General features: G+C 34.0%; 22 protein-coding genes. 10 read left to right on the forward strand and 12 right to left on the reverse strand.

Annotation, left to right across the window (positions count from 1 at the left end; translation table 11 throughout):
- Positions 1 to 103: 103 nt before the first annotated feature.
- The 5 genes from FG27_RS10870 to FG27_RS10890 all read right to left on the reverse strand — a co-directional run bounded on the left by FG27_RS10870 (position 104) and on the right by FG27_RS10890 (position 6877).
- On the reverse strand, positions 104 to 709 hold the full coding sequence (locus tag FG27_RS10870) for a recombinase family protein (RefSeq protein ID WP_037322179.1): 606 nt from the start codon (positions 707 to 709) through the stop codon (positions 104 to 106).
- A 184-nt stretch (positions 710 to 893) separates the two neighbouring features.
- A complete protein-coding gene (locus FG27_RS10875) occupies positions 894 to 1751 on the reverse strand; it encodes an AbaSI family restriction endonuclease (RefSeq protein WP_037318972.1) in 858 nt (285 codons plus the stop codon).
- A gap of 27 nt (positions 1752 to 1778) precedes the next feature.
- Positions 1779 to 5594 (reverse strand): hypothetical protein, encoded by a 3816-nt coding sequence (locus FG27_RS10880; RefSeq protein WP_037318974.1) that lies wholly within the window; start codon positions 5592 to 5594, stop codon positions 1779 to 1781.
- Between the two features lie 66 nt (positions 5595 to 5660).
- Positions 5661 to 6560: a hypothetical protein gene (locus FG27_RS10885; RefSeq protein WP_037318976.1), complete on the reverse strand. Its 900-nt coding sequence runs from the start codon at positions 6558 to 6560 to the stop codon at positions 5661 to 5663.
- Between the two features lie 11 nt (positions 6561 to 6571).
- Positions 6572 to 6877, reverse strand: a complete 306-nt coding sequence (locus tag FG27_RS10890; RefSeq protein WP_037318978.1) for a winged helix-turn-helix domain-containing protein — start codon at positions 6875 to 6877, stop codon at positions 6572 to 6574.
- An 872-nt stretch (positions 6878 to 7749) separates the two neighbouring features.
- Between FG27_RS10890 and FG27_RS10895 the strand changes: the two genes are divergently transcribed.
- From FG27_RS10895 to FG27_RS10930, 8 genes are all read left to right on the forward strand, one after another.
- The gene (locus FG27_RS10895) at positions 7750 to 8394 is read left to right on the forward strand and encodes a hypothetical protein (protein WP_037318979.1); all 645 of its coding nucleotides are present in this window, start codon (positions 7750 to 7752) and stop codon (positions 8392 to 8394) included.
- 218 nt (positions 8395 to 8612) lie between these two features.
- Complete coding sequence (trmB, locus tag FG27_RS10900) at positions 8613 to 9287, forward strand: tRNA (guanosine(46)-N7)-methyltransferase TrmB (RefSeq protein ID WP_037318981.1); 675 nt, start codon at positions 8613 to 8615, stop codon at positions 9285 to 9287.
- A 6-nt stretch (positions 9288 to 9293) separates the two neighbouring features.
- Positions 9294 to 9917, forward strand: coding sequence for a LysE family translocator (locus tag FG27_RS10905; protein WP_037318982.1), 624 nt, complete (start codon positions 9294 to 9296; stop codon positions 9915 to 9917).
- A gap of 2 nt (positions 9918 to 9919) precedes the next feature.
- Positions 9920 to 10249 carry an MGMT family protein gene (locus tag FG27_RS10910; protein ID WP_037318984.1) on the forward strand — a complete coding sequence of 110 codons (330 nt, stop codon included), beginning with the start codon at positions 9920 to 9922 and terminating at the stop codon, positions 10247 to 10249.
- Positions 10250 to 10447: 198 nt separating this feature from the next.
- Positions 10448 to 11581, forward strand: coding sequence for an Mrp/NBP35 family ATP-binding protein (locus tag FG27_RS10915; RefSeq protein WP_037318986.1), 1134 nt, complete (start codon positions 10448 to 10450; stop codon positions 11579 to 11581).
- Positions 11582 to 11824 carry a NifU family protein gene (locus FG27_RS10920; protein WP_037318988.1) on the forward strand — a complete coding sequence of 81 codons (243 nt, stop codon included), beginning with the start codon at positions 11582 to 11584 and terminating at the stop codon, positions 11822 to 11824. It begins immediately after the preceding gene.
- 32 nt (positions 11825 to 11856) lie between these two features.
- Positions 11857 to 12918: an NAD(P)/FAD-dependent oxidoreductase gene (locus FG27_RS10925; RefSeq protein ID WP_037318990.1), complete on the forward strand. Its 1062-nt coding sequence runs from the start codon at positions 11857 to 11859 to the stop codon at positions 12916 to 12918.
- 138 nt (positions 12919 to 13056) lie between these two features.
- The gene (locus FG27_RS10930; RefSeq protein ID WP_037318991.1) at positions 13057 to 13392 is read left to right on the forward strand and encodes a 2Fe-2S iron-sulfur cluster-binding protein; all 336 of its coding nucleotides are present in this window, start codon (positions 13057 to 13059) and stop codon (positions 13390 to 13392) included.
- 132 nt (positions 13393 to 13524) lie between these two features.
- Here the strand turns inward: FG27_RS10930 and FG27_RS10935 are convergent, their stop codons facing one another.
- Positions 13525 to 14334, reverse strand: a complete 810-nt coding sequence (locus tag FG27_RS10935; protein WP_037318992.1) for a DUF3050 domain-containing protein — start codon at positions 14332 to 14334, stop codon at positions 13525 to 13527.
- A 349-nt stretch (positions 14335 to 14683) separates the two neighbouring features.
- Between FG27_RS10935 and FG27_RS10945 the strand changes: the two genes are divergently transcribed.
- Positions 14684 to 16120, forward strand: a complete 1437-nt coding sequence (locus tag FG27_RS10945; protein ID WP_037318995.1) for a hypothetical protein — start codon at positions 14684 to 14686, stop codon at positions 16118 to 16120.
- A gap of 63 nt (positions 16121 to 16183) precedes the next feature.
- Here the strand turns inward: FG27_RS10945 and FG27_RS10950 are convergent, their stop codons facing one another.
- The 6 genes from FG27_RS10950 to rplM all read right to left on the reverse strand — a co-directional run bounded on the left by FG27_RS10950 (position 16184) and on the right by rplM (position 21097).
- Positions 16184 to 17362 (reverse strand): acyl-CoA dehydrogenase family protein, encoded by a 1179-nt coding sequence (locus FG27_RS10950; RefSeq protein WP_037318997.1) that lies wholly within the window; start codon positions 17360 to 17362, stop codon positions 16184 to 16186.
- Between the two features lie 56 nt (positions 17363 to 17418).
- Positions 17419 to 18162 (reverse strand): tRNA1(Val) (adenine(37)-N6)-methyltransferase, encoded by a 744-nt coding sequence (locus FG27_RS10955; RefSeq protein WP_037318998.1) that lies wholly within the window; start codon positions 18160 to 18162, stop codon positions 17419 to 17421.
- 117 nt (positions 18163 to 18279) lie between these two features.
- Positions 18280 to 19107, reverse strand: coding sequence for a translation elongation factor Ts (gene tsf / locus FG27_RS10960; RefSeq protein ID WP_037318999.1), 828 nt, complete (start codon positions 19105 to 19107; stop codon positions 18280 to 18282).
- Positions 19108 to 19195: 88 nt separating this feature from the next.
- Positions 19196 to 20089: a 30S ribosomal protein S2 gene (gene rpsB / locus FG27_RS10965; RefSeq protein WP_037319001.1), complete on the reverse strand. Its 894-nt coding sequence runs from the start codon at positions 20087 to 20089 to the stop codon at positions 19196 to 19198.
- Positions 20090 to 20255: 166 nt separating this feature from the next.
- A complete protein-coding gene (gene rpsI, locus FG27_RS10970; protein WP_037319003.1) occupies positions 20256 to 20642 on the reverse strand; it encodes a 30S ribosomal protein S9 in 387 nt (128 codons plus the stop codon).
- Positions 20642 to 21097 carry a 50S ribosomal protein L13 gene (gene rplM, locus FG27_RS10975; protein WP_037319005.1) on the reverse strand — a complete coding sequence of 152 codons (456 nt, stop codon included), beginning with the start codon at positions 21095 to 21097 and terminating at the stop codon, positions 20642 to 20644. Before rplM ends, rpsI begins: the two co-directional genes overlap by 1 nt.
- A gap of 346 nt (positions 21098 to 21443) precedes the next feature.
- Between rplM and FG27_RS10980 the strand changes: the two genes are divergently transcribed.
- On the forward strand, positions 21444 to 22031 hold the full coding sequence (locus FG27_RS10980; RefSeq protein WP_037319006.1) for a hypothetical protein: 588 nt from the start codon (positions 21444 to 21446) through the stop codon (positions 22029 to 22031).
- The last annotated feature ends 54 nt before the right edge of the window (positions 22032 to 22085 follow it).

The raw sequence follows: 22085 nt of genomic DNA on the forward strand, positions 1-22085 counted from the left end.
ATTGGACATTCTATCGGACATTCTATCGGACAAAATAGATTATTTCTCTAAATTTTGTCCGATAGGTGAAAATCAAACTCACTCTCAGAGTTAATTCCAGAATCTATGAAACCGCCATTTCTTTTTTAACACTCTGCACAGTACCAACACTCTTACCAGTGATTTTTGCCAATTTTCTGATAGATAAATCTGGGTGATTTTTGATTTCTTTTACTACATTGGAATATTTATACAAAAATTCTTCCGTACTCATAGAAGAACCACGAACACGCCCTTTATATTTTCCATTAGCTTTAGCAATGGCAATACCTTCAAGCTGACGTTCCCGAATGTTTTGCCGCTCCATTTCAGCTACATTTCCCAACACACTTATAATAAGTTTAAAAACCTGATTTGGTTTTCCTTTAATCATAGATTCAATTCCAAGATTATCTACTTTTAGAATAACCTGGTTTTTAGTAAAATAATCCAGAGTATCTAAGATATCATTGATATTCCTACCCAATCTATCTACGGAACTAATCGATATATAATCAATCTTCTTGTTTTCAATGGCTTCTAGTAAGCTAATACCCATTGGCCGTTCAGCAAATGGAATAGAACCACTAATAACATCATTAAATATTAATTCCTCAGGATGGTTTTTAGCTAATTGCCGTTCAAGTTTTTGGTTGGGTGACGAGATGCGGTTATAACGTGCTTTTTTCATACTGGAAGTTTTCACGAATATAGGTCATCTATACATTACGTGCAAATTTAGGGTGGTTGTTTTTGAACGTTGCAATCCTAGGAAAACGGTTGTTGTATTATTGAGAAATTATACTGCCAATTAGGTATAGTTTAAAAATGAACATCTGAAAAGACTTCAGAAGTTACTTGAAGCTGCTAATATCTTAAATATTGGAGTAGGTTTTGACCTCAGTAGAAATTCGTTTCCAAACGAGACCATCCTCATAATTACTATCTTTTACGGATAATTCATATTCACCTTTAAAACGGTACAAAAGATGACCAAGTGAGTCCTTACCTCTGGCAAAGACTATCCTTATTTTACGTGAATTATTCAATTCTTCTTTTATATGGTTCTTTTGTTTTTGAGGATTTAAACTTTTTTCAATTATAGTGTTTTCATCATCAGAAATTTGATTACGCCAATCACCGTTCGCATATAATTTTGGAAACCAAATGAGTTTGTCTACTTCGTAAGGATGGTTAACACCTCCTTTTTGCCATCTTTTATAATTATAACCAAAACAATTTGCAGCCAAGTGTTGATGAGTAAAAACAACATTGTCATTGATACTAATAAATCCTCGCGAAATGTAAGTTTCAGGATTTTGTTCTTCTGTAATACTCCAAGGCACGAAGTTTTTAGAGTTGGCCTTTAATTCTAAAATTAACTTTACGATAGAATCAATTCGATTATTTATCTCTTCCAGAGAATTTGTACAATCTATTTCTTCAATTCTATGGTTAGTAGCATTTATTATATCTCTTTTTCTAAGTCTATCTCGCTCTTTCTGATTTAAATGATAACTTTCGTCTACTTCAACGTGCAGGTCAAATTGCGGGAAATACATGTCTGTTAATGCATGTCCGTTTGGTCTTTTTATATACTGCTGAGTAATAAATTTAATATCTGCATCATTTAATTTATGCCAAATTCCTGAGGTTACGTAGTGCTCGAACCTCTTTTTTTTAGTTCTATTCAGTTGTTTGGTTATGTATGTAAATTTATCTGAATTGTTCATTCAAAGTTTAACTAGGTATTCATTATACTATAGGGAGTTACTCCATTTTTTTGCTCGCACCTCAATGAGTTGTGCCTTTTCATTTAGCACAAAACTGGAAATCACCTTTTTTTCTTTTAAATCCTTTATCAGTTTCAGGGTTTCCGTAGTTTCTGGAATATTAGGCCTATGATAACTTTCTACCATTTCGGAATATACCCCACCTAATCTATGTACTAACACTCTAAGTTGATTCTGAGAAAAGGAATGTAGGTTCAGATTAAGCAACTTTATTTTTAATACTGTGTTGTTTTGATTTTTAAATAAATCTCTTAGAAAAGAATATTCGATATCTTTTACCTTAAGCTTAGCTAATATAGAAATGACTATTGAGGATAATTGTTTATCATTTGCAATAAAACCATCGTCTAAATCATCAATATATTTTTTCTTCTGAGCAATTTGTATAATATCAGATTTCAGCAAATAATGAACATCCCCTTCTTCTAAATTATAGTTAGAATAATTTTCCGAAAAAATATTCCAGTTTTTTTCTATCAAGTAGAGATGAAGGTAATTATTTGTTTTTTTTAATTTTTTAAAGTTTTCATCTTTAAGAATTACTATTTGCTCATCGATTAAAGCTTTTAATTTTTTTGAATCAATCTTGGCCAAATCTATACCATCCCAATCTTTCTGTAATGATTTAATGAGATTGGAATAGCTCTGCAAGTTTAATTTTGAATTATATATAATGGATAATCCTAGAAAAGTTTCAGCTTCTGTTTCGTCCTCAGGATTATCTCTGTTTATTGATAAATTTTTTAAGACTGCATTTACAGATTTATCATCAAGAAAAGCTTCTAATGTTTCATTAAGTTTAGTGTCCGTTCCTAAGGCTTTAAAATAATCAAGAACATTCTCCCAGTTTATTTTCAATTTTTTATTTCTGAGCAAAATCTCTTTTGCTTCTACATCATCTATTTTGGATAAATCGTTTATTATTTGATTGGATTGTAAAACAGCCTCTTCTTTCTGAATATCAGTAAGCTCATCTTCATCAAGTAAATATATTATAGTGCTTTCAGATTCATTAGTATTACTTTTTAATTCTAGAAAGACATTATTCATATAATAATAAATATTTTCTTTTGTATATTTTATTAAGGGCTGGAACTTTGACTCAAGAATGCAAGTAAGATTCTGAGTTTGTAAATCTTCAAACGAAAATTTTTTCTCGCTATAGTTTCTTAAGATAAAATGGATATTTCCAAAATTTAGTTGATAGTGGCTTTCTTTTATTAAGAACTCTTTCAGTTCTTTATTTGTAGTGGATTCAAGAATCCCAATTTCCCGAAATTCAAGGTTCATCTTTTTGATAAGGTTCTTTACGAAAGTAATATCATCTTTAATCAAAAGATTTTCCAACGCTATAGGTTCATTATTAACATAGGATTTGAACTTAGATTTTGAAGAAATATTTACTAGATTTTCTATTTTGGAATTATTGATTATTAGAATAAATAGCTTTTCAATTTGAGTACGCTCATAATTATGATTTTCAATATAATCCCATATTGTACCCCACTTCGCTGTTAATAAGGAAAATAGTTGGGGGGTTTTATCAGAATTCTCAATAAACGACTCCAAAAAATCTATAGAATATTCATCTTCCTTACTTATTAGATTGGTTATATCATTTAATTCATTTTTATACATTTTGGGGTTAGAAAGAAGAAATTCTAAAAGATTAATATTTAATGCTGATTGCTTACCGAAAAAACCTTTTGGAATATTTTGAATAACATATTTCTCATTTTGCATTTGTTGATTATAATCATTGTCAACTTCATTTAGCACATTGAGAATAAACTTTTTCTCTTCAACTGTTATCTCAGTATCATAGAATCTTGATATGTAATGACTGTAGTGCTCATCTATATAACCATTTCGTAGTAGAAATATAATCAACCTTTCCTTTAATAAATCAGTATGGTCTAGAACATATTCTGAAATAGTGTTTTCTTGCAAAATTTGATAAATACTTTTTGTAGATAGAAGATTAATTTCTCTTTTTCTTGTACTTAGCTCTTGCTTTTTCTTTTCAACCTGGTTTCGATTCTTTTCTAAAACAAGGTTTTCTCTTTGCTTATATTTTTGATTAGAGTTAACCTCATTTTCTATGTCTTTAAATCCAAATGGCTCATTCCGATGTCCTTCATATTGATTTTGATTAATAGTATAATATGTAATACTAGAGCATTCAGAAAGTTCTTTAAATTTATCGTCTTCAAATAGCTCCTTAAAGGTTATTTTCTTGTCGTTAATTCGAACAGCAGTGGGACGGTCTCGACAAACCTTAAATATGCCACTGATATAAATACCTCGTAGTTCCGATATATTTTCTTCACACATATTTTCGAGAGATTCAATATCCTCGGTAAATCCTTTTATTTCCTCTCTTAATTCTTCAATTTTTTTGCTTAAAAAGTTGTTTTTCTGTTTTATAAGCTTGTGAAGTTTTCCATTATTATTCTGTAGTAAATCAAAATCTTCAGGCTCTAAATTTTTATATACGATTAAAGCTAAAAGTTTATTTTGGTCGGGAATTTCTAATAAAGATTCTCTATAGATAAAATATTCGTTACAAATATTATTTACCATTCTCATATCATTGATGAAAAATGAAATTTGATTGATAAAATCTTCTGTAGGTTTATAGAGGATTTCTCTTGTATTTCTATCCTCTGGTTTTAAATTTTCATCGTTTTGTTCCACAATATCAGAACTATTTTTAGTTTGAAAATTTGTTTTATAGGATGGCAATGAAAGAAGCTTGTCCTTTAATTTGGACTTAGAATTAGAATAATTTATTACTGGTATTACTGGAATAGTTAAATCGAAGAATTTCGTTCTATTTTCGCCTTCGAAGATATCATCTCTTACTGCATAAAGAAATATTACTCTTTTGCTAATTTGGTTAGATTGATTTATTAAATAATTAATTTCTCTTAGCTTGGAGAAGATATGGGTGTCGTTGAATCTGTCTAAATCCTCGATTATAACTAAGTCAAAATTATTCTTTTCGAAAAAGTATAATACTTCATCTAAATGTTTGTTGAGAATTGATTCGTTGACATTTTTGCCAATGTCAATTTCACCTTTTACACTAATTCTGGTTACTTTAGAATTGTTTACAAATCTTAATCCTTTTTTATATAAGAAAGTTCCTAAACCACCAAAGAAAATTAAACTAAGTAGAAGAGCTGAATAGTCAAATTCATTGTTTATATGCCACGTGGCAGGATTAAGGTTTTTTATATAACCATAACCAAAAAGAGCAAAGGAAGAGTATAGCCATAAAAGAATAGATACTGAATATATGAACAACTCCCACCATTTAAAGTCTATTATTCTTTTAAATCTAGAATCAGGTAATTTTTTCGAAGAAACACGATAAATAATCTGTTGGAGTATACTTAATTCTAATAATTTTTGATATTTATTAAAACTTTTATCGCTTTCATCTGGTTTCTCGAAAGATGCTAGTGATAATTCTAAAACATTGAAAATGCCTTCATTTTTGGAAACAAAAGTTTTAATGATACTACTCTTTCCTGACCCGTATGAACCAGCTAGGGCAATGTTTGTTATATTCTCATTCCTAACCGCTTCGTTTAAAGAAATTAGATAACTATCTATTGAATTATCGGAAATAATTCTAGGAGATAAAGGAGTTAAGAAGTTGGTGGTTTGAGCAAATTTTTCTTCAATTTTGTTAATTTGCTCTTTAGAATATTTAAGGATAAACTTATAAAACGCTATTTTCCAAATATTTATTTTTTTAATTATTGCTTTTCTCATATAAGTGGATTAAAAGTCAAAATCGGTAATATGATTTTTTGGTTTAATTCAAATAATCCATCTTTCTTAATATCCATAATTATCTTGGTTGCCGTTTCTAAATGAATTCATTATATGCTTCTCTTCGTTATCTGATTCCACGAATGAAGTTGGTATCACCGAGGAATATTTTATTCCAGTTTTCTTAAATTCTATATTTATTTCCTGGAATAAGAGATGATATATTTCTTCCAATTCTTCACACCTGTCATTAATATTATTAGATGGAATATGTTTTATAATGCCGTATCTAAGTTTGAAAAAATTCATTCTATCTCTATAAAAGGAATATTTATTACAGTAATTAATACTATCAAGTAGTGTATTGTATTTATGATTTATTCTCAGCAAGCTGTTCCATAAATTTTGATACATTCTTAGTTCCTTTTTCCAGAATTCTGGGAATTTCTTTTTAAAAACATTAGCACCAAGTACTATGGCTGCATAGTGGTGATTAAACCACCATTCCAGAGTTTCTATATTTTTTTCTTTGTATATAATTGATTTGAAATTCAAATATTCTCTTTCCTCTTTGAAAACTGATTTCTTTTCGTAAGCAGCTAGCTTCTCTTTTAAAATTTTTATTGAAGGGTTTTTGCTCTTAAAAAAATTTTTTAGTGGTTCAATGTGGAGTAACTCATGTTCCCACATTTTTTTACATTTTTCATCAGCAGCTAAACCTTCTTTTATAAGAAAGCTTGATAAATCATTAATTAGGGGGAGGGCCTCTTTGTAAGGATTTTTTTTATTGTATGCATCAAATAATGCCTGAAACTCTTGGGATTGGTTAATAGGTTTCAAATCATTGAAATAATGAAGGTATTCTTCCAAATAAGCATTATTTTTTTCGGTTTTATAAAGCTCTCTTATATCTCGAAGGATTCGATGGGTATCAAACCAAAACTGCCTAGCGTAAGATTTTGACATTTTGCTACATTTTATTTATCGAATACCATAAAGAAGGCGAAGTTCTTTAAAATTTGAATTCCCTGGGAACTAATACTGTATTTACCACGTCTAGGCTTATTAAACAAACTAGACGTATTCAAATAGCTTAAAGCCCATAAAATACGGTCGTGAAAAATATGACCATTCCCTGAAGGGTACATTATGGCTATTTCTTCTTCTGTAAGCTTAAAATGTTTTCCTAGAGGTTCTACGAAGTCTTTTAGTTTAAGTACATCATGCGTTGTGAGAAGTTGGAGTGCAGGTACTCGTATCTCATCATGTGTAGTTATTGCCATCTATAAGTTGAGGTTATGATTAAATAGGGTAGGGTTCCAGAGTTTAAAAGTAATGTTTTTTAAATATCTTAACAAAAATAACTTATTGGCTTCACTTGAGCCCTAAGCAGGAGTTTGAAAGTGTCTTACTAGTAAATTAGGGTAAACTCCCAGAGTTTACTAAAACTAATCGCAAACGGCGTAATTTTAATTAATAATTATTTATAAATTACTGCGAACAACAATGTTACTTTTGTGTACTTTTAGGACTGTTTATATGTACTTTTCTTGCAGTATGTGACAGTATAACTAGGGTAGTTGTGAAATAGATAATTGGTATATATTATTTTATAATTTATTGATTAGAAAGTGTGTCAGACCCCTCCCTGACTGGTTTGGATGAGGGTGTTGTATCCTCCCTCCCTTTAGAGACCTACCCCCGTTAGTGTTTATGAAAACACGGGTTAGTCTTCAAATTTTTCATAAAATTTTTTAGATTTTATTTTTTTAGGATAAAATAAAGATAGAGTTGGGATATTTGAATTTTCCAATCAATTCAAAAATAAAATTCAATATTAAATATTGGAGTTTCTATTCTAAAGATAAAAAGAAAGGGTAATATCTAGATTACTTCTTAGTATTTTTAATATATACTTTAAATTAACTTTAATAAGTTACTCTAATTATGAAGTAACCCTCATCTTACCATAGGGAAATGTCTATGTTACTTTAGGGTAATGTAAGAATTACCATAATATACTTTGTACATTATTTATTATGTCCTTCAATAGGTTTTCAAAAAAACTTAATGAGGTGGCATTAGTATTTTCTTTGTTTTCCGAAAACAAAAATGTAGACTTGTTAGTGAATACTAGAAATAACAATAAAATATTATGAGTAATATAAGCAGATTAGAAGAATTAAATAAAGAAGTCTATGGTATAAGATTTTTAAAAAAATATCCAATATTGGAAAAAATTGAGTTAACTAGATTAGAAATTAATCTTATAGAGTTGATATTATCGTTTCAAAATCAAAATAAACAACTCCAAATGAGGTATGATAAAATTGGATATTACATTGGAGTACAGGGAGAATATAAGAATAAAGGTGTAGGCAATATCGTTTTAAAACTAAAAAAAGCTAAAATCATAAATACCAAGCCCGAGAAGTATGGAATTAATAGAGGCGCTAAATCTTCACTTTCGGTTAATTTAGATAAGCTTATCAGTTTAATAGAACATAAAGTTCAAAATGAGAATTCATCCAAGAAAAATGAGGGTGAAGTTAAAAATGTGCCAGAGGAAGTGAATATACACAAGTATACTGGTAACGCGGATTTTTTGAAAATACTAAGAAAAAATTTCGGTAGCTCATCTGTAGAAAATACAGGGTTACTTGAATTTCTTGAGGAGTTTGAGATATATTGTGTAGACAAAATCAAAAATGGTGATAAATCGTTATTTAATTTAAAGCGGGATATAAGTTATATGATTGAAAAGCTAAAAGATGATTTTCCTAATTTAAAAATAGCATAAAAATAAGATTGTTTGGATATCAATTCAAGGAAAAAGGATGGAGGTGAAGATGGTTCTCATAATAAATTTATCTTTGCCTCCATTATTTACGAAATTATGTTAAAGAATCCGATTTGTTGTACCATTGTTGTACAATAATATTGTTTTATAGCTTAAGTAATTGATTTATAAATAACTATAGGTGTTTCTTTAATTTTACCAAAATATTAAATTAAGGCGTGGGAAGTAAGAATAAATTAAGACGATTCAGGGAGAACGAAACATTTGAAAATGTGATACAACCCTCCCGGGAAGAGCTGGAGAAGGATCAGTTCAAATTAAAAGGAAATTGGAATAAAGATTTTTTTAAAAATGATCATCCTATCGTTTTGGAATTGGGCTGCGGAAAAGGAGAATACACCATTGGCCTTTCTAAGCAGGATTCAGCAAAAAATTTTATTGGAATAGATATTAAAGGAGCCAGGTTTTGGAGAGGTGCAAAGACGGCTATAGAAGATGATCTAAAGAATGTAGCTTTTCTAAGAACGCAAATAGAACTTATAGATACTATTTTTGCTGAAAATGAAGTAGATGAAATCTGGATCACTTTTCCAGATCCGCAAATTAAATACAAGCGCACCAAACACCGCTTAACGAATACCGAATTCCTTCAAAAATACAAACACATTCTAAAACCTGAAGGAGTGGTAAACCTTAAAACCGATAGTGAATTTATGCACGGTTATACGCTTGGTCTTCTCCACGGCGAAGGTCATGAGATTCTATATGCACATCACGATATTTATAAAAATGAATATTCTCCAAAAGCAGTTAGAGAAATTCAAACTTTCTATGAAAAACAGTATCTTGACCGGGGAAAACCTATAACTTACATTCAGTTTAGAATAAAATAAGTCTCTTTGGAGGAAACAAAACTTTTTCTAATCACTTATTTGGCGGCCTTACTTGGGGTAATACCTCCAGGTTTGGTGAATATGACAGTGGCTAAAACCTGTGTTGAAAAAGGAAAGAAAAACGGACTTTACGTTGCGTTCGGTGCTACTATTGTAGTGATTATTCAGGCAACCGTGGCCGTGCTACTCGCTAAATATATATTCGGAAATGAATTTGTGCAGAATATTTTATTGCGGGCTGGTCTTGTAATATTTATTCTCCTGGCGGTTTACTTTTTTATTCAGGCAAAGAAACGAGGAGGTATAGAACATAAATCCCGCAAAGCAAATTCCAACAGTATTTTTAAAGGAATGCTTGTGGCCGCCCTTAACATTTTTCCCGTTCCTTATTTTGTGGCTATAGCCGGTGCACTTAATATTGGAACAGGTATTTCTTACGATTGGTCCCGAATTATAGCATTTGTTTTGGCTGCATCTATGGGAAGTTTTACCACCTTGTATATATACGTGATTTCTTTTATTAGAATTGAAAAACAAGCGGAAGCTTTTTCAAAATACTCTAATTATTTTATGACAGCCCTTATGCTGGTATTGATAATTGTAACACTACTTAGAATTTATTACTCTTAATTTTGGAAGAAAAGAACTTTTTTGAAAGGGTTTATGAGGTAGTAAGACAAATACCAAAAGGAAAAGTAACTTCTTATGGCGCCATTGCAAAAAGTGTTGGTGCATCAAAAAGTGCCAGGATGGTTGGTTACGCAATGAATTCGGCTAAAGATCTTGAAGATGTTCCTGCACATCGGGTGGTGAATAGAAATGGTTTGCTTACCGGTAAGAGTCATTTTGAAGATCACAATGCTATGCAAGAGATGTTAGAAGAAGAAGGAGTGCCGGTTAAGGATTTGAAAGTGCAGAATTTTGAAAAGTATTTTTGGGATCCTATGAGAGATTTAAAATAGAATTTTCTTCAGAAATTATCCCATAACTTCACTTTATCATCCTATAGATCAATTATAGATAAATACTTCGTTTTCTTAGCTTTTACACTTATATTTGCGTTTAGAATGAATCTATATAAGCTGATTGGTTTTTGAAGAAAAACTCACCTAATACAGCTAAAAATATCCTGAAATATTTAGGATCATAAAATGTTTTAAATGAAGTTAGACAGAAAAGAAATATTAAAATCGCTGGAAACTATTTCTGTAGCCGGAGACGGTAAAAATATGGTGGAGAGTGGTGCAGTTCAAAATGTAATGACTTTTGGCGATGAGGTTGTAGTAGACCTGGTTTTAGAAACCCCTGCCTTACATATTAAAAAGAGGGCTGAAGTGGACATTATGAAAGCTATTCACGAGCAAGTAAATCAAAAAGCTAAAGTTAAAGTAAACATTAAAGTAGAATCGGCAGATAAGAAACCTGAAATCAAAGGAAAAAATATTCCTGGAATTTCTAATATTATAGCAGTAGCTTCTGGAAAAGGCGGAGTTGGTAAATCTACGGTAACTGCTAATCTTGCCGTGACTTTATCTAAAATGGGCTTTAAAGTAGGGATTTTAGATGCCGATATTTATGGGCCATCTATCCCTATGATGTTTGACGTAGAAACGGAGAAACCTCTTTCGGTAACTGTAGATGGTAAATCTAAAATGAAACCTATTGAGAATTACGGAGTAAAAGTACTTTCTATTGGTTTTTTTACTAAACCTAATCAGGCAGTAGTTTGGCGTGGGCCAATGGCGGCCAAAGCGCTAAATCAAATGATTTTTGATGCCGCCTGGGGCGAACTGGATTTTCTTTTAATAGATCTGCCTCCGGGAACTGGTGATATTCATCTTTCAATAATGCAATCCCTACCTATAACTGGAGCGGTTGTGGTAAGTACGCCGCAAAATGTGGCTTTAGCTGATGCTAAAAAAGGAGTTGCCATGTTCCGCCAGGAAAGTATAAATGTGCCTGTTTTAGGAATAGTAGAAAATATGGCATATTTTACTCCAGAAGAGCTTCCTGAAAATAAATATTATATTTTTGGAAAACAAGGTGCTAAAAACCTTGCTGAAGATATTGATGCTCCATTTTTAGGTGAAATTCCCCTGGTGCAAAGTTTAAGGGAGTCTGGCGATATTGGCCATCCTGCAGCTTTGCAAACCGCTACGCCTTTAGAAGCGGCTTTTGAGGATATTACCCGAAATATGGTTCAGGAAACAGTAAATAGAAATAAAAGTCTGCCTCCAACTGAAGCGATAAAGATTACCACAATGGCCGGATGCAGTGCAGTAAAAAAGAAATAAATGACGAGCGAAGAAGTTAAATTAAATGTAGAAAAGGCCCTTGCCGAAATTCGTCCTTTTTTGGAGAGTGACGGGGGGAATATTTCCCTGGTTTCTATCGAAAACGACCGCCTGGTTAAAGTTCGTTTAGAAGGAGCCTGTGTAGATTGCACGGTAAACCAGATGACTCTTAAATCTGGAGTAGAAATGACTATTAAAAAATATGCACCACAAATAGAGAGTGTGGTTAATATTCAAAAGTAAGCACCTGGCTTACGATCAAACTTGAAAGTAGCATGATCAAAACCGATATACTTATCATTGGCGCAGGGCCAACAGGCCTTTTCGCGGTTTTTGAAGCAGGATTATTAAAGTTAAAATGCCATCTAATAGATGCGCTTCCCCAACCGGGAGGGCAGTGTTCAGAGATCTATCCTAAGAAACCTATTTATGATATTCCGGGGTTTCCCGAAGTTTTAGCAGGGGATCTCGTTACTAATTTAATGGAGCAAATAAAACCTTTTGAACCTGGGTTTACCCTGGGCGAAAGGGCCCAAACCATAGACAAACAGGAAGACGGTAGTTTTATAGTGACTACAAATAAGGGAACAAAACATCACGCCCCGGTGGTGGTAATTGCCGGTGGCCTCGGGAGTTTTGAACCCAGAAAACCACCTATTCCGAACATTACTGATTTTGAAGATAAAGGGGTGGCTTATATTATTCGGGAACCCGAAGATTATCGCGATAAAAAGGTAGTTATTGCCGGTGGAGGTGATTCAGCCTTAGATTGGGCTATTTATTTAGCCGATGTTGCTTCAGAAGTTTCCCTGGTACACCGAAGAAATGATTTTCGTGGCGCTTTAGATTCCGTGGAAAAAGTAGAAGAACTTTCTAAAATTGGGAAAATAAACCTTATTACCAATGCTGAGGTAACCGATCTTCAGGGAGAAGATGAACTGGAAAGTGTAGTAATTACCCACAAAGCATCTGCTTCAGAAAAGGAAATCAAGGAAACCGATTACTTTATTCCGTTGTTTGGGCTTTCGCCTAAATTGGGTCCTATCGCAGATTGGGGGCTGGAAATAGAAAAAAACGCAATAAAAGTTGATAATGCTTACGATTATCAAACCAATATCCCGGGTGTTTACGCTATTGGCGATGTAAATACGTATCCCGGCAAGTTAAAGCTTATTCTTTGTGGTTTTCACGAAGCAGCCATTATGTGCCAGAGTGCTTACCAACGCATTTTTCCAGATAAGAAATATGTGATGAAGTACACCACCGTTAGCGGTGTTAGCGGATTTGATGGCAGTAAAAAAGAAGCGAAAAAAGAAGTAGTAAAAAGTATAAATTAAAATAATAGATTGTCTATAAAGTAATCGTCATTACGAACGGAGTGAAGTAATCTTTCAAATGAAATTATTACTATAAATTACAGATTGCTTCGTGCCTCGCAATGACGAGTTCTTATTACGATCTAGCTTAAGCAAGATATGTCTGATATTAAAATAACAATTATAGACCGGGAAGGGGAAGCCCACGTGGTAGATGCTCCAACAGATATGAATATGAACCTTATGGAGGTAGTTCGTTCCTATGAGCTTGCTGCTGAAGGTACTATTGGGATTTGCGGCGGCATGGCAATGTGTGCCTCCTGCCAGTGCTATATTCTTAATTTCGAACATATGCTCCCAGAGCAAAGTATTGAAGAAGAAGATATGTTGGATCAGGCGTTTTTTGTGGAAGATAATAGTCGTTTAAGCTGCCAGATTCCTATTACCGAAGATTTAGATGGATTAGAAGTAAAACTCGCTCCTGAAGCACCTTAAACTTGCTTTTATTCGTCAAGCTGAACTGGTTTCAGCTTCTAGTATGAGGCTAAATTCAGGATGACGATGGTATGATATAAAAACCTCACAGATGTTATGATCTGTGAGGTTTATTTTTTGTCTAAAAATTCTTTAAATTGTCTGCAAGTTTTTAGAACTTATATTTTCTGAAATTTCTTCTTCAATACCTCGCCACAGTTCCAACCTGGCATCTAACGCTTCTTCGGCAATTTGCTGCGCTTCCTGCCATTTTTCATCATCATTCCCACAGAGTTCTGCTACCATTTTAAAAGCCATTGGCCCGTGTTCGTCGGCATCTAATTCTATGTGACGATCAAAATAATACTTGAAAAGGCTTAGATCTTCTTTTGGGAAGTTTTGCTGCACCTTTTCTATAATAGAAGTAAACATCCCGGGAATAAGGCCTTCACGACCAAATGTAAAGGCTGAAGCGATCTTATGGGATCTTCCTTCGGTAATTACTTCGAAAGTATTCTTTAGAAAAATTTTTATGTTATGCGGAAGTTTTGTGGCTGCAATCAATAAAAAAATATCGGTGCCATGAGTTACCTGCAGCAAAAAGTTTTTTATCCTGCCGGTATCTGCACCGCTTTTTTCCATAGCATCCAGGTACATCTCAAAATGGCTTTGATGTTTTCCGAAAGAATTCACATCTGTTTCTTCAGCAAGGACAATTTCGTTGATAAGATATCGGGTTTCAGGATTACCAACAGGAACCCACGGATTCGTAGTTTTGGTAAGTTTTTCCTGTAAAGCGGTAAGCAAGGACATAAAATCCCAAACAGCAAAAACATGGTGCTCCATAAAGATTTGCAAATGTTCTGGAGTGGTTATTTTTTGATATAAGGAATGTTCTAAAAGTTGGTTTATTTTAGGTTGTAATGCTTTATTTACCTCGTTTATCCTATTTTCGTATCCCATCTTGCAAAAATAAGATTCTCAACAGGATTTATAAAATTTAAACATTCATTTAAAATTGAATTAACGTACAATTTCAGGTTTTTAAAGTATATTCAAAATATGGCGAAACAGTTTTTAAATTCATATAATGTCATTGTTTTTTATTCAAATAAATCAAAAGATTATTTGCAAATAGACGGGGTTGTGGCTAAAAATCCCAAACCGCTTAAAAAAGAATGCTGCGAAAAATATAAAAAGGGCAAACGCTGTAAACGCTGCCCTTGTTTTGATCTACTTTAAAAACATAATTTTTGTTAAAAAATGTTAATAAATGTTTTATTTTAGCTGACAATCAAAAATCATCAGTCAAATGAAACGTTTATCTCTTGCCTTAGTTTTAGCCTGTTTTAGCCTATTAAGTTGTTCAACAGAAGAAGAACCAGAAGTGAATCCAACACCATCTGAACCTGCTCTTTTAACAGGTGTTTTTTTAGATTCTCCTGTAGAGGGGCTAATTTATAAAACTAATACCCAAGAAGGAGTAACCAATTCCGCTGGAGAGTTTCAGTTTGAAGAAGGTGAGACAGTCAGTTTTTTTGTAGGATCAGTCAAAATCGGAGAAGCTAAAGGTGAAAATACAATTACGCCCATTGATATTGCTGTTACTCCAAACGCTAATATTAACACTTCTGAAGTGAAAAATATTGCTGCTTTCTTACAGACTTTTGATGCCGATAAAGAAGCTGAAAATGGTATTCAAATTTCAGATGAAGCGGTAGAAGCTATGTCGCTAACTGAAATTGATTTTAGAAATCCTATTATCCAATTATTGGGTGAATTAGTGATGGAAATTAATATGAATACTCTAGCAGATCTGGAGGTTGTTTTGCCTGGAGAAGCTACGAACCATCTTGCTCAAAATCTCGAATTAGATTACGAAATGTCTGGATTAGAAGGGGGTGCTTTCTTTCATATTGTAGAATCATGGGAAACCAGAACCCGGAATGTGCATTGGATTCATGAATTTGATTCCGAAGGGAAAATTTCAAAGTCTAAGGCGTTTGAGAAATATCCCTGGAGGCCACTCCTTTCTTACAGCTATAGTGATCACAATGCTAATGGATTTCCAGAATTTTTTACCGGAGACCATCTCCGTGCAGATGGTTCAAGCGGATTTACCTTGAATTATTATTTTTCCTATGAAGAAAATTCTAAAATCGAGTCTTTTTCATATAGTCCCTCATCGATGATTGATTCAGATCTATATGTTTGGAAAATAGATGCAATTGATGAAGAAAGAAGAGTAACCGAGGTCTCGATTTTTGAGCAGGGTACTTCTACTGCAAGCACTCTTTATGAGTTTGATGATCTTAATAATTCTAATAAGATTCTAATATATGTTAATGGGATGAGCGAACCAAAAACGATAGAAGAACTTGTTTTTAACGAATTCGGCTCTTTAGCAATCAAGAAAATGTATGATGGGAGTAGGCTAACTCAATTAACTAATAGATATTATCGGGAAGATTATACTCCCGAGAAAGAAGTAAGAATAGATTACAGAGATTCATTGCCAGATATCAAGACAATTGAATTTAAAGATGAAAACGGGCAGATTAATAGAATAGAAAAATATGCGGCTGACGTTTTGGTTGAACTTTTTGAAAGGTTAGAAGACGGTTCTTCTACAAATACAGTTTACAATATAGAAGACGGATTTTATTATATTGAATATAGAGATACCAATAACCAAAAGTATAAGACAGAATATTATGATGCTGATGGGAACCTCCTTTCCACTGAATAATAAAAGAATTTATAAAAAAAAGGCCCGGTTACTAAATATCCCGGGCCTTTTTACTTTTTACTTTTACTGAAAAGCCGGTATCCCGGTAATATCCATGCCTGTAATTAATAAATGAATATCGTGAGTACCTTCATAAGTAATTACACTTTCCAGGTTCATCATATGTCGCATAATGCTATATTCACCGGTAATTCCCATTCCGCCTAAGATTTGGCGCGCTTCCCTGGCGATGTTTAAAGCCATTTCAACATTATTTCTTTTAGCCATAGAGATTTGAGCCGATGTTGCTTTTCCTTCATTTTTAAGAACGCCCAGTCTCCACGCTATAAGCTGCGCTTTGGTGATCTCGGTAATCATTTCTGCTAATTTTTTCTGCTGAAGTTGCGTGCCTGCAATTGGTTTATCAAACTGAACACGTTCTTTTGCATATCTTAGAGCGGTATCGTAGCAATCCATTGCAGCACCAATCGCACCCCATGAAATTCCGTAGCGGGCAGAATCAAGACAACCCAATGGAGCGCCAAGCCCGCTTTTATTCGGCATTAGATTTTCTTTGGGCACTTTTACATTGTCAAAAATAAGTTCGCCGGTTGCGCTGGCTCGAAGTGACCATTTATTATGAGTTTCAGGAGTAGAAAAGCCTTCCATTCCTCTTTCTAGGATAAGACCATGAATACGGCCGTTTTCATCTTTTGCCCAAACTATAGCAATATCTGCAAAAGGTGCATTAGAGATCCACATTTTAGCCCCATTTAATAAATAATGATCGCCTTTGTCTTTAAAGTTGGTGGTCATCCCACCGGGATTAGAGCCGTGATCTGGTTCGGTAAGCCCAAAACAGCCCATAAATTCTCCCGAGGCTAATTTTGGAAGGTATTTTTTGCGTTGTTCTTCTGTCCCGTAAGTGTAGATAGGATACATCACCAGTGAACTTTGCACAGAGGCGGTAGAACGAACGCCACTATCACCACGTTCAATTTCCTGCATAATAAGTCCGTATGAGATTTGATCCAGGCCTGCACCACCATATTCTTCCGGAATATAAGGGCCAAAAGCTCCAATTTCAGCTAAACCGCTTATGATAGATTTAGGGAATTCTGCTTTTTGTGCAGCATCTTCAATTATGGGAGAAACTTCGCGTTTTACCCATTCCCGGGCAGCATCGCGAACTATCTTGTGTTCATCGGTTAGTAGCTCATCAATATTATAATAATCTGGAGCCTGGAAGTTATCTGTTCTCATTCGTGTGGTGTTTTACACAAATGTAACTAAGCTTTTTAAAGCAAACAATTTTAAGATTATAATTTAAGATAGAAGTCTTTTACAAGCTTTTTATAAGCATCTGTATAATTATGCCGTGAAATTTCAATAATAAGTTCACTTTCTTCTATGGAAGTTTTATTGAAGGTGAAATTCAATAGACTTCTTTTTATTTCTGAAGATCTTGTGCCTCTAACCCTTGTAATTTGCTTCGGAAAAAGACCAAATTTGCTGGCCAGCGCTATAAAACCTGTTTCCTCTTTATGCGGAATAATCGTGTTAAACTCCCCTTGTGGATGAAGTAATTTTGAAACACCTCCAATTAATTCAGAAAAAGGGAGAGCATCATAAAACCTTGCATTTTGTCTAGCACTGGAAATTGAATTCTCGCTCATTGGGGGAGTTAGAGGGGGCTCATAAAATGGAGGATTGGAAATAATAAGCTCATATTTATCTTCTTCATCCTGCATTTCTTCCACAAATTCATCAAAAGCGGCGTGATAGCAAAATAGTCTGTCTCCCCAATTGCTTTGTTCAAAATTTTCTACAGCCTGTTCATATGCATCTTCGTCGATTTCCAAAGCATCAATAAGAAGGGCAGGAGAGCGTTGTGCGAGCATTAATGCAATTAAACCTGTTCCTGTGCCAATATCAAGAATGCTATCTGGTTGTTGCTCCAGGGAAGCCCAGGCGCCGAGTAGAACGCCGTCGGTGCCAATTTTCATAGCGCATCGATCCTGCTCTATACTGAATTCTTTAAACTGAAATGCTTTTTCTGACATGGGACAAAATTAAAAAACCGCTTCAGATTAATGAAGCGGTTTTGAGTTTATTTGAGATTTCCGTCTTTACTGAAATAAATTCAGCACAGGCTACGGAAATGACATGAAAAATTTTAATTATTCTCCTAAAGCAACTCTTTCAAAAGCTACAACCTGAAGATCTGAATCTACAGATTTTACGTAAGCTGCAACGCTTTGTTTGCTGTCTTTAATATAGTCTTGATTAACAAGAGTGTTGTCCTTAAAGTAACGTTTGATTTTACCTTTAGCGATATTGTCAAGCATTTCTTCAGGCTTTCCTTCCTGGCGAAGGGTATCTTTAGCGATCTCGATCTCTTTTTCAATTGTAGTTTGATCTACACCTTCTTCGTTAAGGGCAACTGGATTCATTGCTGCAGCTTGCATAGAAACATTTTTAGCAGCTTCATCAGCGCCTTCAACATTTTTAGAAAGTCCGGTTAGAACAGCAATTTTATTACCCGCGTGAATATAAGAACCTACAAATGGAGCTTCAAGAGTTTTAAAAGATCCTATCTCTATTTTTTCTCCAATTACACCGGTTTGCTCAGTTAATTTATCTTCAACTGAAATTCCGTTATAATCAGCTTTTAGCAATTCTTCTTTAGAAGAAACCTGCAAAGCGATATCAGCAAAACTATTTGCCATTTTCACGAAATCATCGTTTTTAGCAACAAAGTCGGTTTCACAGTTAAGAGAGATGATAATACCTTTAGTATTATCGTCGTTTACTTTAGCAATAGCAGCACCTTCAGCCGAATCTCTATCAGCTCTTTTAGCAGCAACTTTTTGGCCTTTTTTACGAAGTACTTCAATAGCTTTATCAAAATCACCATCTACTTCTACAAGTGCTTTTTTACAATCCATCATACCTGCACCGGTAGCTTTTCTTAATTTGTTTACTTCTGCGGCGGTTATCTTAGCCATAGTATTGTGTTTTATTTAAAAAAGTCGCTTAGAGACCAACTGTTAGGAAAGAAACTAAACGACTTTTTGGATGTTATAAAATGTTATTTTATTCTTCTTCGTTAGATGAAGCTTTATCTAAGGTTTCTTTCTTAGATTCAAGTTTTACATCTTTTTTGGCTTCTTTCATCGCCTTTTTGTCTTCAGCATCTTTAGAAGGAGCTTCAGCCTCTGGTTGCTTTACGGCAGCCTTTGGTGCTTTAGGCTCTTTTTCTTCGTTTTCTGCTTTATCTTTTTTAGAATCTTTAGAAGCTTTTCTTTCAGAAAGACCTTCTACAATAGAATCTGCAACATAAGAAACAACTTTGTTGATAGACTTTGAAGCATCGTCATTAGATGGAATTACGTACTCAACCTCACGAGGATCTGAGTTTGTATCAACCATAGCGAAAATTGGAATGTTTAATTTTTGAGCTTCTTTAATAGCAATGTGTTCACGAGTGATATCAACTACAAAAAGCGCTCCTGGAAGTCTGCTCATATCAGAAATTGAACCAAGGTTCTTTTCTAATTTAGCTCTTAAACGATCTACCTGAAGACGTTCTTTTTTAGAAAGTGTATTAAAGGTACCATCTTTCTTCATTCTATCTATGGAGGCCATTTTTTTAACGGCTCTACGAATAGTTACGAAGTTGGTAAGCATACCACCGGGCCAACGCTCGGTAATGTATGGCATGTTAGCTTTTTCAGCATGTTCAGCTACAATTTCTTTAGCTTGTTTCTTGGTAGCTACGAAAAGTATTTTTCTACCGCTGGCTGCAATTTTTGCAAGGGCATCACCTGCCTCCTGCATTTTAGCAGCACTCTTATATAAGTTGATGATGTGAATCCCATTACGCTCCATATAAATATATGGGGCCATATTTGGATTCCATCTTCTTGTAAGGTGTCCAAAATGTACACCTGCATCAAGTAATTCTTTTACTTCTACTTTGTTTGCCATTTTTGTAATAGTTTACGTTCTGTTGAAGATAGCAACAAGTAAGTGGCTGTTTTTATAAACACGGCCTTACCTGTTTAGATGCTAAACTAACTTCCGCTGGCAGCGGAATAACAACAAAAATCTTTTTAATATTAAATGAACTTTGGAATATAGATTCCAATAAAAATTAACGCTTAGAGAACTGAAATTTCTTACGGGCTTTCTTCTGTCCAAATTTCTTACGCTCTACCATTCTTGGGTCTCTGGTCATTAAACCTTCTGGTTTTAACACCGCTCTGTTCTCTGCATCCAGTTCTACCATTGCTCTTGCAAGTGCAAGACGAATAGCTTCTGCCTGTCCTGTAATACCACCACCATAAACATTTGCAGTAATGTCGAAGTTCTCGTCATTGCCGGTAAGGTTTAGGGCCTGGTTTACTTTGTAAAGTAAAGGACCTGTGGTAAAGTAGTCTTTAAGGTCTTTTTTGTTTACGCTAAATTTCCCGCTTCCTTCAGAAACGTAAACACGCGCAACCGCCGTTTTTCTACGGCCAATTTTGTGAATAACCTCCATTACTTAAGATCGTTTAAGTTAATAGTTTTAGGTTTTTGTGCAGTATGATCGTGATCTGTTCCTGCGTAAACCTTTAAATTTCTGAATAGGTCTGCTCCAAGTTTGTTTTTTGGTAGCATTCCTTTTACTGATTTTTCGATTAATCTCTCAGGATTCTTTTCGAATAATTCAGCGGCTGTTAGACTTTTTTGTCCCCCAGGGTAGCCGGTGTGACGAATGTATTCTTTCGAATCCCATTTCTTACCGGTTAAGTTGATCTTTTCTGCGTTGGTAACGATTACGTTATCACCACAATCAACGTGCGGGGTGAAGTTAGGCTTGTGCTTACCTCTTAGTAGCTTGGCTACTTTAGATGATAGGCGGCCTAGCGTCTGTCCTTCAGCATCTACGTGTACCCAATCTTTGGTCACGGTAGCCTTGTTGGCTGATACTGTTTTGTAGCTTAATGTGTCCACACTAATTAAATTTACTTATTATTAAACATTCCATTCCTCGTTCCCTACATGAATCATGTCGGGAAAACGGGGTGCAAATGTACAATTATAAATTCATATAGCAAATCCGAAATTAATTAATTTGTTTTGAGGAATATAGCTGTACATCAGAAATTTAGAAACTACGATCACTTTATAAAGCAAAATTCTTTCAATGCTTCATTTTTGAGACTTTATTCCTACCTAACCTCTCTTACTTATATCGATAAAAAACACTAAACGAACGTTAAACGGCAATTTTAATGTTAATAAAGTCATAAAGTGGAGTTTTTCTTCCGTAGTTTTGTCCTCTCAAATTGATTTAGCTATGAAAAACCTACTTACTTTAAAAAGCTTTTGTGCAGTCTTAGCAATGGCGCTTATAATATCCTGTGAACCTAACCAGGATCACGTTGCGGAAACTGAAGTTAATTCTTTAAATGCTACGGCAAATATTACCCCTGAAGATCTTGAAGGAGAGTGGAAACTCTCAGTAATGGAAGCCGATACCCTGGTAGACCTTAATAATGACGGGGTTTACAATACTAATATTTTATTAGAAACCGATTGTTTTGAAACAATGGGTGTTACTTTTAATGAAAATGGAAGTATGATAACCACAAATTCTAAACTTGATTTTAAAGCCGGTGAAAGTAATGATGATTTTAAATGCCTTTCTGGAAGAACAGATAACGGGAGCTGGGATGTTAAAAATGTGAATAACGACGAACGATTGGTTATTACGATGACTATTGATGAAACTACTCGTACCCACAGCAGGATTTTAGAAAGAACTGCCAATACGTTTGCTTTTGATATCAGTAAATTTGAATCTGAACAATATTATGGAAATCCGGATGGGACGGATGCAGAAGAGGTTACCGTTTTATCTTTAGAATATACAAGGGTGAACTAACCTAACCAATCTTTTTAGTGTTAGATAGAAAAACCTCGCAACTTTGGTTGCGAG

Source organism: Salegentibacter sp. Hel_I_6 (assembly GCF_000745315.1).
Classification (GTDB): domain Bacteria; phylum Bacteroidota; class Bacteroidia; order Flavobacteriales; family Flavobacteriaceae; genus Salegentibacter.